Source organism: Streptomyces cyslabdanicus (assembly GCF_052663305.1).
On sequence record NZ_JBQRUW010000063.1, the window covers coordinates 22,246 to 35,691 of the forward strand.

The following is a 13,446-nucleotide window of genomic DNA, read 5'->3' on the forward strand; positions in this document are numbered from 1 at the left end:
GGAGGCGTCCATGTCGGCCATGGAGAACAACGAGCGGCAGCAGCGGCGGCACCAGCCGAAACCGCGGCCGTATCCGGCGGGCGGTGTGTCCATGCGGGACCTGCTGGCCTCCTGCGCCGCCGCCGACGCGGTCTCCCTGCCGCCGCGCGCCCCGGACCCGGCCGAGCCGGCCGGTCCCCGCACGGCGGAGGAGACCCGTGAAGCGGCGTAACCCGATCGGATGACTGTCGGCCGACGGGCCCCGGCGGCGGCGTGCCCGGCGGGCGCCGCGCGCTCGAGGGGGTCCGAACCGGCGGCCGGCGCGCTCCAGTGGGGGCTCTGATCCGGTGGCTGGTCGTGACAGGACCTAGCGGATGACGACGACCTTCTGGCCGATCGTCGCGAACATCCACATCGTCTCGCCGTCCGTCCGGGACTCACGGATGCCGCCGGTCTTGAGCGCCGGGTCGGGCGTCGGCAAGGAGCCGTGCACCGCCGCGCTGAAGCCGACGACCACACCGTCCGCGCTGGTGAAGCGCACGACGTGCTCCACCGGGACGCCGTCCGTCCCGGTGATCGACTTCGAACGGGACGCGACCGCGTAGGTCCCCGGCGCCGGGTCGACGTTGCCGGGGCTGACCCCGAAGGTGTTCTGGACCGTCCCGTCCGCGCCGACCAGCCACACCCGGTCGTCGTCCAGCGAGTACACGACCCGTTCGCCGGTCCCGGAGCCGTCGGGCAGGGCGGCCGCGTGCCGCTCGTCCCGGGGTGCCTTGGAGGCGCCCGCCGCGTGCGTCGCCGTCGGGCCGGGCCGGCCGCTCAGGCTCCGCGGAGCGTTCGCCCGCGCCTCGTGGCCGAGGAAGCCGACCACGACGACGGCCGCGGCGGTGAGCCCGGCCACGAACCCCGAACTGCTCCGTGCCACGGTCGTCCACCTCCGCCTCGGTCGTGCGAGCTGCCTCGCGGCGACCGTAGCAGCCGCGATCCGCCCGACCGGGGCGGCCGTGCCGCGGGCGCGGGAGCCGTAGGCTGTTTGCGTGCTCTTGCTCGCTCTGGATACCGCCACCCCCGCCGTCACCGTCGCCCTGCACGACGGTACGGCCGTCATCGCCTCCTCCAGCCAGGTGGACGCGCGCCGGCACGGAGAGCTCCTGCTGCCGGCCGTCGACCGGGTGCTCGCCGAGGCCGGGCTCAAGCTGGACGCCGTCACGGGCGTCGTCGCCGGCGTCGGACCCGGTCCGTACACCGGCCTGCGCGTCGGCCTGATGACCGCCGACACCCTCGGACTCGCCCTCGGCGTGCCCGTGTACGGCGTCTGCACGCTCGACGGCCTCGCCTACGCGGCCGACCTCCCCGGCCCCTTCGTCGTGGCGACCGACGCCCGCCGCAAGGAGGTCTACTGGGCCCGCTACACCGACTCGCGCACCCGGGTCACCGACCCGGCCGTGGACCGGCCCGCCGACATCGCCGACCGGGTCAGGGGACTGCCCGCGGTCGGCGCGGGCGCGCTGCTGTACCCCGAGACCTTCCCGCAGGCGCACGAGCCCGAGCACGTGTCGGCCGCCGCCCTCGCCTCGCTGGCCGCCGAGCGGCTGGCCGCCGGGCAGGAGCTGCCCGCGCCCCGGCCGCTGTACCTGCGCAGGCCGGACGCCCAGGTGCCCAAGAACTACAAGGTGGTCACCCCGAAGTGACGGGACAGACGACGACCGGGTCTGCCCGGTGCGTGCTGCGCGAGATGCGCTGGTGGGACATCGACCCGGTGCTGGAACTGGAGAAGGCCCTGTTCCCCGAGGACGCCTGGTCCAGGGGCATGTTCTGGTCCGAGCTGGCGCACTCCAGGGGCCCGGAGGCGACCCGGCGCTACCTGGTGGCCGAGGAGGACGGCCGGCTCGTCGGGTACGCCGGACTGGTCGCCTCCGGCGGGCAGGGCGACGTGCAGACCATCGCCGTCGCCCGCGACCACTGGGGCACCGGGCTCGGCGCCCGGCTGCTGACCGAGCTGCTGCGGGCCGCGACCGCCTTCGAGTGCGCGGAGGTGATGCTCGAGTGCCGCGTGGACAACGTCCGCGCGCAGAAGCTCTACGAGCGCTTCGGCTTCGAGCCCATCGGCTTCCGGCGCGGCTACTACCAGCCGGGGAACGTGGACGCCGTGGTGATGCGCCTGTCCGACCCGGCAACCTCCGTCAACGGTGTACAAGGAACCGAGATCCATGACTGACTTGAGGGACGAGCCGCTCGTCCTCGGCATCGAGACCTCCTGCGACGAGACCGGCGTCGGCATCGTCCGCGGCACCACCCTGCTGGCCGACGCGGTCGCCTCCAGCGTGGACGAGCACGCGCGGTTCGGCGGGGTCGTCCCGGAGGTGGCGTCCCGGGCCCATCTGGAGGCGATGGTGCCGACCATCGAGCGCGCGCTGAAGGAGGCGGGGGTCAGCGCCCGTGACCTGGACGGCATCGCGGTCACCGCGGGACCCGGTCTGGCCGGCGCCCTGCTCGTCGGCGTCTCGGCGGCCAAGGCGTACGCCTACGCCCTGGGCAAGCCGCTGTACGGTGTCAACCACCTCGCCTCGCACATCTGCGTGGACCAGTTGGAGCACGGCCCGCTGCCGGAGCCCACGATGGCGCTGCTGGTGTCCGGCGGGCACTCCTCGCTGCTGCTGTCCACGGACATCACCGCGGACGTACGGCCCATGGGGGCGACGATCGACGACGCGGCGGGCGAGGCCTTCGACAAGATCGCGCGCGTGCTGGACCTGGGCTTCCCGGGCGGGCCGGTCATCGACCGGTACGCACGGGAGGGCGACCCGGGGGCGATCGCCTTCCCGCGCGGGCTGACCGGTCCGCGCGACCCCGCCTACGACTTCTCCTTCTCCGGTCTGAAGACGGCGGTGGCCCGCTGGATCGAGGCCAAGCGGGCGGCCGGCGAGGAGGTGCCGGTGCGTGACGTGGCCGCGTCCTTCCAGGAGGCGGTGGTGGACGTGCTGACCCGCAAGGCCGTACGGGCCTGCAAGGACGCGGGCGTCGACCACCTGATGATCGGCGGCGGCGTGGCCGCGAACTCGCGGCTGCGGGCCCTGGCCCAGGAGCGGTGCGAGGCGGCCGGGATCCGGCTGCGGGTGCCCCGGCCCAAGCTGTGCACGGACAACGGCGCGATGGTGGCGGCGCTGGGCGCGGAGATGGTCAGCCGGGGCCGTGCGGCCTCCGACTGGGACCTGTCGGCGGACTCGTCCCTGCCCGTGACGGATCCGCATGTGCCGGGCACCGGGCACGGCACCGGGCACACGCACGACCATGTGCACGAGGTCAGCAAGGAGAACCTGTACCCGTGACGGTGGCGCTGATGTGGGAGGCGCGGGCGGCCGCGGGTCGGGGGGAGGAACTCCTCGCCTGGGCGCGGCGGCAGGAGCTCTCGCCGCCGCCCCTGCGACGGGAGACCTTCCGTGCCCCGCAGGACCGGGTCCTGGTCATCACCTGGTGGGACGCGGAGTTCACCGCCGACCTGCCGGAACTTCCCGAGCCGGACGGTGAGTTGGTCACGCGGGCCGTGCATCGGTGGCGGTTCGAGTCGGTCGGCGGGGGCCAGGGCGGCTGATTGGCCTGCTGCCCTCCTGGTGGGCTATGATCATGACACGCAAGCGGCCAACAAAGGCCCGCGAGCAGTGCGTTGGTGGTCCAAGGAAAGACGCCCCGCTTCCTGCGGGGAAATGCAGGTGCAAGGCCTGCCCGGCGCTCGATGAAACCCCGCCTCCGGTTCGTCCGGGGCGGGGTTTTTCGTTGTGGTCTCGCCCACCCACCCGTCTCGGTGGACTGAGAGGTCCCACCCCCGGGGCCCCGCCCCAGGCCCCGGCGGGGGCTCTGCCCCCTGCACCCCTCGATGGCCGCCGAGCTCGGTGTCACCGTCGTCGCCGTCGACCCGGCCTACACCAGCCGCTGGGGCGCCCAGCACTGGCAGAAACCGCTCACGAGTACGACGCGCAAGCCCACGCGGCACGATGCTGCTGCCGTGGCGATCGGAAGGCGCGCCCTGGGATGCCCGATCCGGCGACGGACGGCACCGCCCCCACCGCACAGGAGTGATGCGGTGGGGCATCGGACCGTCCAGGCCGCATCGGGCAGCCCGGGGCGTGAGGGACCCCGCCCCCGCATCCCCGGACCACGGACACGATCCGCAGGCGCCGGACGCGGAGCGAAAGCGGGCGACCTGGGGTCCCCCCGGCGAAGCTGGGGGAGTGCTCACAACCGTTCGGGGCACACGGCTGAGCACGAGCCCTGGCACCAGGACTCACTCCCGCTCAGTCCGTAGGAATGGTGGGTCAGGGCGTCGGCGAGACGTCCGTCTCGCAGTGCAGGCGGCGCTCCGCGCCCACTTCGCGCACCGGACCCGTCAGGGTCAGGTGCGCCGTGTGGCGGACGTCCGACGACGAGGTGGCCAGCCGCAGTTCCAGGGCGCCCGGCTCCACCACCCGCCGGCCCGTGCGGTCGGTGAACGCCGACAGGTCGGCGTGGAAGCGGAAGGTCACCCGGCGGGACTCGCCGGGGTCCAGCTCCAGTCGCTGGTAGCCGACCAGGCGGACGTCCGGGCGGGTCACCGAGGCCACCGGGTCGTGCAGGTACAGCTGCACGACCTCCGCCCCGGCCCGGTCACCGGTGTTGCGCACGGCGAGCGACACGTCGTACGAGCCGTCCGTGCCGATCTCCGCGCCGGTCCCGATGACATCGTTGCCCTGGAAGTCCGACCACGCGAACGTCGTGTAGGACACCCCGTGTCCGAACGGGTACAGCGGGGTCGGGTCGAGGCTGCTCACCTCGCCCGCCAGGCCCAGCGGCGGCTGGAGGTACGTCCACGGCTGGCCGCCGGGCCCGCGCGGCACGCTCACCGGCAGCCGGCCCGAGGGGTTCACGCGGCCCGACAGGACGCCCGCGACCGCCGGGCCGCCCTCCTCGCCCGGGAAGAACGCCTGGACGGCCGCGCCGAGCCGGCCGTCCCAGCGGCCGAGCGCGTAGGGGCGGCCGGTGAGCAGGACGAGGACGACGGGGACGCCCGTCTCCACCAGCGCGTCCAGCAGCTCGCCCTGCACGCCGGGCAGGGCGAGGTCCGCCACGTCGCAGCCCTCGCCCGACGTGCCCCGGCCGAACAGGCCCGAGCGGTCGCCGAGGACGGCCACGCACACGTCCGCCTCCCGCGCCCTGGCGACCGCCTCCTCGAAGCCGGAGGTGTCCGGCTCCAGGACGCCGCAGCCCTCCGTGAACGTCACCTTCGCGTCGGGCAGTTCGCCGCGCAGGGAGTCCAGCAGGGTGGGGATCTCGATGCCCATGGGCACCTCGGGGTGCTGGGTGCCCACGTGGGAGGGGAAGGAGTAGCAGCCCAGCATCGCCAGGGCGTCCGCCGCCCGCGGGCCGACCACCGCGATCCGGGTCTCCGGCGCCAGCGGCAGCAGGCCGTCCGGGTTGGCCAGCAGCACCACCGACTCCTCGGCCACGCGGCGGGCCACGGCCCGGTTCCCCGCCGAGTCCAGGTCGACGGACTCGGGCGGGGCGTCCGCGGCCCAGTCCTCGTCCAGCAGGCCCAGTTCGCACTTCTGGAGCAGTACGCGGCGGGCCGCACGGTCCACCAGTGACTGGGCGACCGTGCCTTCCCGTACCGCCGCCACCAGCTCCTTGCCGTAGCACTTCAGCGTCGGCAGTTCGACGTCGATCCCGGCGGCCAGGGCCAGGTGCGCGGACTCGGTGGGGGTGCCGGCGACCCGGTGCAGGGTCTGCAGGAAGTCCAGGGCGAAGTAGTCGGAGACCACCGTTCCGGTGAAGCCCCACTGATCGCGCAGGAGTTCGGTGAGCAGGTACGGGTCCGCGGAGGCCGGGACGCCGTCCGTCTCCGTGTACGCGGCCATCACCGAGCGCGCGCCGCCCTCGCGCAGCGCCATCTCGAAGGGCGGGAGCGTGACGTCCGCGAACTCCCGGGTGCCGGCCCGGACCGGGGCCAGGTTGCGGGCGCCCGAGGAGGAGGCGTACCCGGCGAAGTGCTTCAGGGTGGACACGATGCCCGCCGACTCCAGGCCCCGCACGTAGGCGCTGCTGACCGTGCCGACCAGGTACGGGTCCTCGCCGATGGTCTCCTCGACCCGGCCCCAGCGCAGGTCGCGGACCACGTCCAGGACGGGGGCGAGCCCCTGGTGCACGCCCACCGAGCGCATGTCCCGGCCGATACGGCCGGCCATCTCCTCCACCAGCGCGGGATCGAACGTGGCGCCCCATGCCAGTGGGACCGGGTAGGCGGTCGCGCCCCAGGCCGTGAAGCCCGCCAGGCACTCCTCGTGGGCGACCGCGGGGATGCCGAAGCGGCCGGCCTCCGTGATCCGGCGCTGGGCGCGGGCCAGTGCCTGCGCGCCCAGCGTCGGGTCCACGGGGGCGGTACCGAAGGAGCGGGTGAGCTGGCCCAGGCCGAGCGTGATCAGCTCGTCCCAGTCGTAGTCCGTGTTCATCTGCTCCTGGTGCGGAGCGACACCGCCGCCGTCCGTCGCGGCACCCACCCACACGCCGTACAGCTGGGCGACCTTCTCCTCGAGGGTCATCCGGGAGAGCAGGTCGTCGACGCGGGTGGCGGCCGGCAGGGCGGGGTCGCGCCAGGGGGCGGTGGTCATGAAACTCCTGTCGGGTCTGTTGCAGAGGGGGGATTCGGCCGCCCCGGTCCGGCCTGGCTCACTTGCCGCCCACGCCCATCAGGCCGCCCACGAGAGCCCGCCGGGCCACCAGGTAGACGGCGAAGATCGGGATGCCGGAGAGGACGACCGAGGCGAGCAGGGCGGGGATGTTCACGCCGAACTCGCTGACGTAGTTGAACAGGCCGAGGGTCAGCACGCGCGGGCCGTCGGACTGGGTGAAGATCAGCGGGAAGAGGAAGCCGTTCCAGGCCTGGAGGGCCGAGAAGACGACGACCGTGCTGATGCCGCCCTTGGACATCGGGATGACCAGCTGGAACAGCATCCGTGTGGGGGAGGCGCCGTCCAGGGCCATCGCCTCGTACATCTCCTCGGAGATGTCCCGCAGGGTGCCGGTGAGGATGAGCGTCGAGACCGGCATCGCGAACGCCGCCGTCGGCAGGATGACCGCGAGCAGGCTGTCGTAGAGGTCCAGCTTGGCGATCATCAGATAGAGCGGGACGACGACCGCCTGGGCCGGGATCGCGACCCCGAGCAGGAACAGCCGGAAGGCCGCCCCCGACCAGAAGCTGCGGGTGCGGACGGCCACGTAGGCGAGCGGGACGCACAGCACGAGGACGATGGCCACGACCGCCGCCGCGGCGATCATCGTGTTGGCGAGGAGGTGGCCGAAGCCGTTGTGCAGGACGGTGTTGTAGTTCTCCAGGGTCGGGTGCCTGGGCGGGTCGAGGGCGTTGCCGCCCAGGCTCTCGTCCTGGTGGGTCAGCGACGTCGCGATCATCGCGTAGATCGGGATGAGCACGACGACCAGCCAGACGACCGAGCCGAGGCCGGCCAGCGGGTTGGGGCGCCTCGTCCAGTGGCGGTGGCGCCGGTGCGCGGGGCCCGCGGTCACCGGCGTCCGGGTGATCCGCTTCTCAGGGCGCGGCAGCGTGTCGTGTGACATCGCGTCACATTCCTTCCCTGGTGCTGCGCATGGCGCCGAAGCCGGTCAGCCGGACCAGCAGCAGCGACAGCGCGGTGGCGGCCACGACGAGGAAGGACGCGACGGCGCTCGCGTAGCCGAAGTCGTAGCTCTTGAAGCCCGCCTCGTACATCAGGTACGGCAGGATCGCGGTGTCCGTGCCCGGGCCGCCCTGGGTCAGGATCAGGACGGTCTCGAAGTACGTGAGCGAGCCGACGATCATCAGCACGCTGGACGTGGTCGCCGTGTTGCGCAGCTGGGGCAGGGTGATCGAGAAGAACTGGCGGTAGCGGCCGGCGCCGTCGATGGCCGCGGCCTGGTAGAGGACCTCGGGGATCTGGCGCGCTCCGCCCTGGTAGATCAGGGTGTGGAAGGGGATGAACTGCCAGCCGCCGACGAAGACGATCGCGAGGAAGGCGCCGGACGTCGAGCCGAACGTGTCGGCGTGGATGATGCCGAAGTTCGGGTTGAGCAGGGCGTAGAACAGCAGTGCGATCGCCGTCGAGGACAGCAGGAACGGCGTGAAGAAGATCGCCGACAGCACCGCCCGGTTGCGCTGGTGGCCCGCCGCCCACACGCCCAGCAGCAGCGAGATCACCGTCTGGAAGGCCCAGCTGACGACGGTGAGCAGCACGGTCACCGTCAGCGACTGGCTCAGACGCGGGTCGTGCAGCAGTTTCTGCCAGTTGTCCAGGCCTACCGGTTCGGGGTCGCCCAGGCCGTTCCACTTGGTGAAGGACAGGTAGAAGGCCAGGGCCATCGGGGCGACGGCGAAGAAGGCGAAGAACAGAACGCCGGGCAGGGCCCAGGCGGCGTGCGGGCGGCCTGCCCGCACGCCCTTCCCGGGCCTGCCCTTCGTCCGGGTGGAGACCGTCAAGCTCACTTCAGCCCCTGGAGCGCGGATACGAACTGGCTCGGGCTGGACTTGCCCACGAACAGCTTGTTGATCTCGGTGAGCATCGGCGTGGAGACGTTCGGGTCGACCGCCTGGTCCCAGCTCAGGGTGAAGGCGGGCGCCTGCTGCACCATCTGGTACTGGAACTTGGCGAACTCGGGGTTGGGGGAGGCGTCCAGCAGGTTGGCCGCGTTGGACGTGGTCGGGATGCTGCCGTTGGCGATCAGCTCCTTGGCGTACTCCTCGGAGGCGCACGTCCGCAGGAAGGCCATCGCCGCGTCCTTGTTGGACGTACGGGAGTTCACCGACCAGTAGTTGGTCGGGTTGCCGACGACGTTGCGGATGTCGCCGGCGCCGCCCTCGTACTCCGGGAACGCGAACCAGCCCAGGTCCTTCTTGGCGAAGTCCGGGAACACGCCGAGCTGCGTGGAGTACTCCCACGAGCCCATCAGGTGCATGGCCGCCTTGCCCTTGGCGAGGAGCGCGGGCGCGCCGTGGTCGTTGTACGCCACCGAGCTGTAGCCCTTGCCGAAGGCGCCGTCGTCGACGAGCTGCTTGACCGTCTCGGCGGCCTTGAGGACGGCCGGGTCGCCCCAGCCGGCGGAGTCGCCGTTCTTGATCTTCTCGAAGACGTCGGGACCGCCGATGCGGTCGACGAGGTACTCGAGCCACATCAGCTCGGGCCAGATGTCGGCGCCGCCGAGTGCGAACGGGGTGATGTTCGCCTTCTTCAGCTTGGCGTTGATGTCGAGCAGCTGGTCCCAGGTGGTGGGCGGCTGGAGCTTGTGCTGGGCGAAGAGGGTCTTGTTGTAGAAGACCATCACCGGCTGCATACCGCGCATCGGTATGCCGTAGTTGCGTCCGCTGAGCGCGCCGGCCGCGAGCACGGAGGGCAGGAAGCCGTCCTTGAGGACCGCGTCGGACTCGATGATGTCGGTGAGGTCGATCAGCTGGCCGGCGTCCTTGTACGCCTTGATGGAGCCGCCGCCCCAGTTGAAGAAGATGTCCGGGGCGTGGGGCGAGCCCATCGCGGTGCGCAGCTTGGCCGGGTAGTCCGAGGCCGGCACCTTCTCCAGCTTGACCGTGCCCTTCGCCTTCTTGGCCTCGGCCGAGGCGTTGAACCGCTTGACGGCCGTGGCCTGCAGCTTCGCCTCGTCGTCGCCGTACACGATCGCCGTGAGCGTGTCGCCCGAACTGCCGGAGCCGCTGCCGGAACCGCAGGCGGTGAGCCCGGCGGAGATGAGGGTGGTGGCGCCGGCGCCGAGGAACCAGCGCCTGCTGTAGGACTCCATGTTGACGGCACCTCTCACGAATGTCGTGTGTCCGAATGTCCGAATGTTTCGTGTGGTACTTCGAATGTTCCGGGAACTTATGGCCGGGGAGGGGGTTCGTCAAGGGGTCGCGCAGAGATACGATCGCGGCCATGAAGCCGACGAAGACCGCAGCAACGCAGACTGCCACGCTCGCCGAGATCGCCCGCGAGGCCGGGGTGTCGGCTCCGACTGTTTCGAAGGTTCTCAACGGCCGTGCCGATGTCGCCCCGACCACCCGTTCTCGGGTCGAGGAGCTGCTGCGCGCTCACGGCTACCGGCGCAGGCGGGCGGAGGCGACCCGGTCGCCCCTGATCGACGTGGTCTTCCACGAGCTGGAGAGCGCCTGGGCGATGGAGGTCATCCGGGGCGTGGAGAACGTGGCGCGGGACGCGGGGCTGAGCGTCGTGCTCTCCGAGAGCGCGGGCCGGCTGACCCCCGGGCGGACCTGGGCCGACCAGGTCGCCGCCCGCCGCCCGCACGGGGTGATCCTGGTGCTGTCCGGGCTCGACGAGTCCCAGCGGGCGCTGCTGACCAGCCGCTCCATCCCGTTCGTGGTGATGGACCCGGCCGGTGACCCCGGCGCCGACGTGCCCTCGATCGGCGCCACCAACTGGCAGGGCGGTCTAGCCGCCACCCGGCATCTGGTGGAGCTCGGGCACACCCGCATCGGCGCGATCAGCGGGCCCTCCCGGATGATGTGCAGCCGCGCCCGGGTCGACGGCTACCGGGCCGCGCTGGAGACGGCCGGACTGCCGGTGGACCCCTCGCTGATCGTGACCGGCGACTTCCACCACGAGGCCGGCTACCGGCTGGGCCTGAAGCTGCTGCGCCGCGAGGACCGGCCGACCGCCGTGTTCGCGGGCAACGACCTCCAGGCGCTCGGCGTGTACGAGGCGGCGCGCGAACTGGGCCTGCGCGTCCCGGAGGATCTGAGCGTGGTCGGCTTCGACGACCTGCCGGTGGCGCACTGGGTCGGGCCGCCGCTGACGACCGTGCGCCAGCCGCTGACGGAGATGGCGGAGGCGGCGGCGAAGCTGGTGCTGGACCTCGGGCGCGAGGAGGCGTCAGTGGCGACCCGGGTGGAGCTGGCCACGACCCTGGTGGTGCGCAGCAGCACGGCGCCGCCCGCGAAGTGAGGCCCAAGTGCCAAAAGTTTCAAAGAAGATGAGATTTTCCGAAGAAATCGGTCGTGGGCGCCTCCCCCTGTCGGGCTCCTCATGAGTCGGACGTATGTTCCTCCCCGTGAGGGGACACAACAGGGGACATGACAGCGGTCGGGCCGACGGCGACGGCGACAGCGGGGACGCAGGTGGAGGGGACGCGGGCGGAGGGGACGCGGGCGGAGGGGACGCGGGCGGAGGGGCCGGCCGGCGGTCACGGGCCCTGAAGGCCGTGGGCCTCGGCCTGGCGGGCGTCCTGGCACTGGGCGTCGCCGCGGCGGGCCTGGCCTACTGGCACCTGAACCAGAACATCAAGAGTGTCGACATCAACAGCGCGCTCGGGGACGACCGCCCGCCGAGAGCGGCCACGGCACCGTCGGCCGGGACGGCCACCCTGCCCAGCGGGGCCCTCAACATCCTGGTCCTCGGCTCGGACTCGCGCAGCGGCAAGCAGAACAAGCAACTCGGCGGCGGCGACAGCGAGGGCGCCCGCTCCGACACCGCGATGATCGTGCACATCGACGCGGGCCGGACCTCGGCCACCGTGGTGAGCATCCCGCGCGACACGCTGGTGACCCGCCCGTCCTGCCCGCTGGAGTCCGGCGGCTCCACGGCGGAGGCCCACTACACCATGTTCAACAGCGCGTACTCGGTGGGCGGACCGGTGTGCGCGGTCAAGACGGTCGAGACGCTCACCGGCATCCGCATGGACCACTACGTCGAGATCGACTTCTCCGGCTTCGCGAAGCTGGTGGACGCGATGGGCGGGGTCACCGTCACCACCGAGCAGGACATCGACGACGACAAGAGCCATCTGCACCTGAAGGCCGGCACCCACCACCTGAAGGGAACCGAGGCCCTCGCCCTGGCCCGCACCCGGTACGGCGTGGGCGACGGCAGCGACCTGGGCCGCATAGGCCTCCAGCAGACGCTGGTCAAGGCGCTGCTGGAGGAGATCTCCGACTCCGGCCTGCTGGACGACCCCGCCGGGCTCTACCGGGTCGCCGACGCGGTGACCGGCAGCCTGACCACCGACACGGGACTCGACTCGCTGGGCGAACTGACGACCCTCGGCCAGAGCCTCAGGGGGCTGTCGGCGCAGAACGTGGAGACGGTGACCATGCCGGTGGTGACGGCCCCGTGGAACCCCAACCGGGTGGTGGCGAAGGAGCCGGACGCGGACGACCTGTGGACGTCGCTGCGGTGAGCGGCGTCAGCCCGCCGGGTGGCCGAGCAGCATGGTCGGCGCCCCGGCGACCCGGGTGAGGAACACCGTCACCGCGTTCCTGCCGTGCGGCTTCGGCAGGACCTTCCTGCGCAGTTCCTCCGGTTCGACCGCCGAGCCCCGCTTCTTCACGGTCAGCGTGCCCACCTCCCGCTCCCGCAGCAGGGCCTTGAGCTTCTTGACGTTGAAGGGCAGCCGGTCGGAGATCTCGTAGGCCGAGGCGTACGGGGTGGGGCGCAGCTCGTCGGCGGTCACGTAGGCGATGGTCCCGTCGAGCAGACCGCCGTCGAGTTCCCGGGCGACCTCGGCGACCAGGTGGGCGCGGATGACGGCGCCGTCGGGCTCGTACAGGTAGCGGCCCGGGGTGCGCACCGGGGGGTCGGGCAGGCCGCGGCCGCGCAGGGTGCGCGGGCCGGGCAGCAGGGTGGCCCGGATCAGGCCCGGCTCGGTGCCGAACCACAGCACCGCCTCCTTCACGTCCCCGCCGTCGGAGATCCACTCGGCCTCGGCCTGCGGCGGGACCACCTCGTGCGGGATGCCGGGGGCGATCTTCAGGGCCGCTCGGGGCGCCCGGAGCGCGGCGTCGACGGCCCAGGACAGCGGCGGCGAGTACGCCTCGGGGTCGAAGATTCGGCCGCCGCCCCGTCCTGTGCCCGCTCTGCGGGCCGGGTCCACGAACACCGCGTCGTACGGCGCCGTGTCGACCTCCGTGACGTCCGCCTCCCGCACCTCGATCAGGTCCGCCAGCCCCAGCGCCTCGGCGTTCGCGCGGGCCGCGGCGGCGGTCAGCGGGTCCCGGTCCACGGCGAGCACCCGGATCCCGGCGCGGGCCAGGGCGATCGCGTCGCCGCCGATCCCGCAGCACAGGTCCGCGACCGAGGCCACCCCCGACTCCCGCAGCCGGCCCGCCCGGTACGCCGCCACGCTCGCCCGCGTCGACTGCTCCACCCCGTTCGGCGTGAAGAACATCCGCCCCGCGTCCTCGGCCCCGAACTTCGCGGCCGCCCGCTGCCGCAGCCGGGCCTGGCCGAGCGCCGCCGACACCAGTTCGGCGGGGTGCTCACGGCGCAGCCGGGTGGCGACGGCGAGTTCGTCGGCGGGTCCGGTGCCGCGCACCTCGTCGAGGAGGGCGCGGCCCTCGGGGGTGAGCAGCGAGGCGAAGGCGTGGAGGTGGTCGTTCACCGGCTCATTGTGGGCCAGTCGGCGGACGGTGTGCCTCCGGCCGCGGTGTCGCCCCGGCTTCGGGGCGGTCGC

At 72.5% G+C, this 13,446-nt stretch carries 13 protein-coding genes and 1 pseudogene; 8 read left to right on the plus strand and 6 right to left on the minus strand.

Annotation, left to right across the window (positions count from 1 at the left end):
• Window positions 1-10: 10 nt before the first annotated feature.
• A complete protein-coding gene (locus ACTYVM_RS32075) occupies window positions 11-211 on the plus strand; it encodes a hypothetical protein (protein WP_445529338.1) in 201 nt (66 codons plus the stop codon).
• A gap of 135 nt (window positions 212-346) precedes the next feature.
• Here the strand turns inward: ACTYVM_RS32075 and ACTYVM_RS32080 are convergent, their stop codons facing one another.
• Complete coding sequence (locus ACTYVM_RS32080) at window positions 347-904, minus strand: hypothetical protein (RefSeq protein WP_445529339.1); 558 nt, start codon at window positions 902-904, stop codon at window positions 347-349.
• A gap of 112 nt (window positions 905-1,016) precedes the next feature.
• Between ACTYVM_RS32080 and tsaB the strand changes: the two genes are divergently transcribed.
• The 5 genes and pseudogenes from tsaB to ACTYVM_RS32105 all read left to right on the plus strand — a co-directional run.
• Complete coding sequence (gene tsaB / locus ACTYVM_RS32085) at window positions 1,017-1,670, plus strand: tRNA (adenosine(37)-N6)-threonylcarbamoyltransferase complex dimerization subunit type 1 TsaB (protein ID WP_400032866.1); 654 nt, start codon at window positions 1,017-1,019, stop codon at window positions 1,668-1,670.
• Window positions 1,667-2,197 carry a ribosomal protein S18-alanine N-acetyltransferase gene (gene rimI / locus ACTYVM_RS32090; protein WP_445529340.1) on the plus strand — a complete coding sequence of 177 codons (531 nt, stop codon included), beginning with the start codon at window positions 1,667-1,669 and terminating at the stop codon, window positions 2,195-2,197. The genes tsaB and rimI overlap by 4 nt, the downstream gene beginning before the upstream one ends.
• The gene (tsaD, locus tag ACTYVM_RS32095) at window positions 2,190-3,308 is read left to right on the plus strand and encodes a tRNA (adenosine(37)-N6)-threonylcarbamoyltransferase complex transferase subunit TsaD (RefSeq protein ID WP_445529341.1); all 1,119 of its coding nucleotides are present in this window, start codon (window positions 2,190-2,192) and stop codon (window positions 3,306-3,308) included. Before rimI ends, tsaD begins: the two co-directional genes overlap by 8 nt.
• Window positions 3,305-3,571 carry a hypothetical protein gene (locus ACTYVM_RS32100; protein ID WP_445529342.1) on the plus strand — a complete coding sequence of 89 codons (267 nt, stop codon included), beginning with the start codon at window positions 3,305-3,307 and terminating at the stop codon, window positions 3,569-3,571. Before tsaD ends, ACTYVM_RS32100 begins: the two co-directional genes overlap by 4 nt.
• 279 nt (window positions 3,572-3,850) lie before the next feature.
• A pseudogene (locus tag ACTYVM_RS32105) lies at window positions 3,851-4,282 on the plus strand (IS200/IS605 family accessory protein TnpB-related protein); the annotation flags it as partial.
• A gap of 10 nt (window positions 4,283-4,292) precedes the next feature.
• Here the strand turns inward: ACTYVM_RS32105 and ACTYVM_RS32110 are convergent.
• The 4 genes from ACTYVM_RS32110 to ACTYVM_RS32125 are packed head-to-tail and all read right to left on the minus strand — an operon-like array spanning window position 4,293 to window position 9,786.
• The gene (locus tag ACTYVM_RS32110; protein ID WP_445529343.1) at window positions 4,293-6,617 is read right to left on the minus strand and encodes a beta-xylosidase/alpha-l-arabinosidase; all 2,325 of its coding nucleotides are present in this window, start codon (window positions 6,615-6,617) and stop codon (window positions 4,293-4,295) included.
• A gap of 58 nt (window positions 6,618-6,675) precedes the next feature.
• Window positions 6,676-7,581, minus strand: coding sequence for a carbohydrate ABC transporter permease (locus ACTYVM_RS32115; RefSeq protein WP_445529344.1), 906 nt, complete (start codon window positions 7,579-7,581; stop codon window positions 6,676-6,678).
• 4 nt (window positions 7,582-7,585) lie between these two features.
• On the minus strand, window positions 7,586-8,482 hold the full coding sequence (locus ACTYVM_RS32120) for a carbohydrate ABC transporter permease (RefSeq protein ID WP_445529345.1): 897 nt from the start codon (window positions 8,480-8,482) through the stop codon (window positions 7,586-7,588).
• A complete protein-coding gene (locus tag ACTYVM_RS32125; protein WP_445529346.1) occupies window positions 8,479-9,786 on the minus strand; it encodes an ABC transporter substrate-binding protein in 1,308 nt (435 codons plus the stop codon). The genes ACTYVM_RS32120 and ACTYVM_RS32125 overlap by 4 nt, the downstream gene beginning before the upstream one ends.
• A gap of 131 nt (window positions 9,787-9,917) precedes the next feature.
• Between ACTYVM_RS32125 and ACTYVM_RS32130 the strand changes: the two genes are divergently transcribed.
• Together ACTYVM_RS32130 and ACTYVM_RS32135 are read left to right on the plus strand one after the other, a co-directional pair.
• Window positions 9,918-10,943 (plus strand): LacI family DNA-binding transcriptional regulator, encoded by a 1,026-nt coding sequence (locus ACTYVM_RS32130; protein WP_445529347.1) that lies wholly within the window; start codon window positions 9,918-9,920, stop codon window positions 10,941-10,943.
• Window positions 10,944-11,037: 94 nt separating this feature from the next.
• A complete protein-coding gene (locus tag ACTYVM_RS32135; protein ID WP_445529348.1) occupies window positions 11,038-12,174 on the plus strand; it encodes an LCP family protein in 1,137 nt (378 codons plus the stop codon).
• Window positions 12,175-12,180: 6 nt separating this feature from the next.
• Here ACTYVM_RS32135 and ACTYVM_RS32140 read toward each other — a convergent pair whose 3' ends face one another.
• Window positions 12,181-13,374: a class I SAM-dependent methyltransferase gene (locus tag ACTYVM_RS32140; protein WP_445529349.1), complete on the minus strand. Its 1,194-nt coding sequence runs from the start codon at window positions 13,372-13,374 to the stop codon at window positions 12,181-12,183.
• Window positions 13,375-13,446 lie beyond the last annotated feature (72 nt).

What these genes read in the sequence shown, in the direction of transcription:
- ACTYVM_RS32130 (WP_445529347.1), top strand. Translation starts at nt 9,918, where the DNA reads ATGAAGCCGACGAAGACCGCAGCAACGCAGACTGCCACGCTCGCCGAG.
- ACTYVM_RS32110 (WP_445529343.1), bottom strand. Translation starts at nt 6,617, where the DNA reads ATGACCACCGCCCCCTGGCGCGACCCCGCCCTGCCGGCCGCCACCCGC.
- ACTYVM_RS32125 (WP_445529346.1), bottom strand. Translation starts at nt 9,786, where the DNA reads ATGGAGTCCTACAGCAGGCGCTGGTTCCTCGGCGCCGGCGCCACCACC.
- ACTYVM_RS32115 (WP_445529344.1), bottom strand. Translation starts at nt 7,581, where the DNA reads ATGTCACACGACACGCTGCCGCGCCCTGAGAAGCGGATCACCCGGACG.
- ACTYVM_RS32075 (WP_445529338.1), top strand. Translation starts at nt 11, where the DNA reads ATGTCGGCCATGGAGAACAACGAGCGGCAGCAGCGGCGGCACCAGCCG.
- tsaD (WP_445529341.1), top strand. Translation starts at nt 2,190, where the DNA reads ATGACTGACTTGAGGGACGAGCCGCTCGTCCTCGGCATCGAGACCTCC.
- ACTYVM_RS32135 (WP_445529348.1), top strand. Translation starts at nt 11,038, where the DNA reads ATGTTCCTCCCCGTGAGGGGACACAACAGGGGACATGACAGCGGTCGG.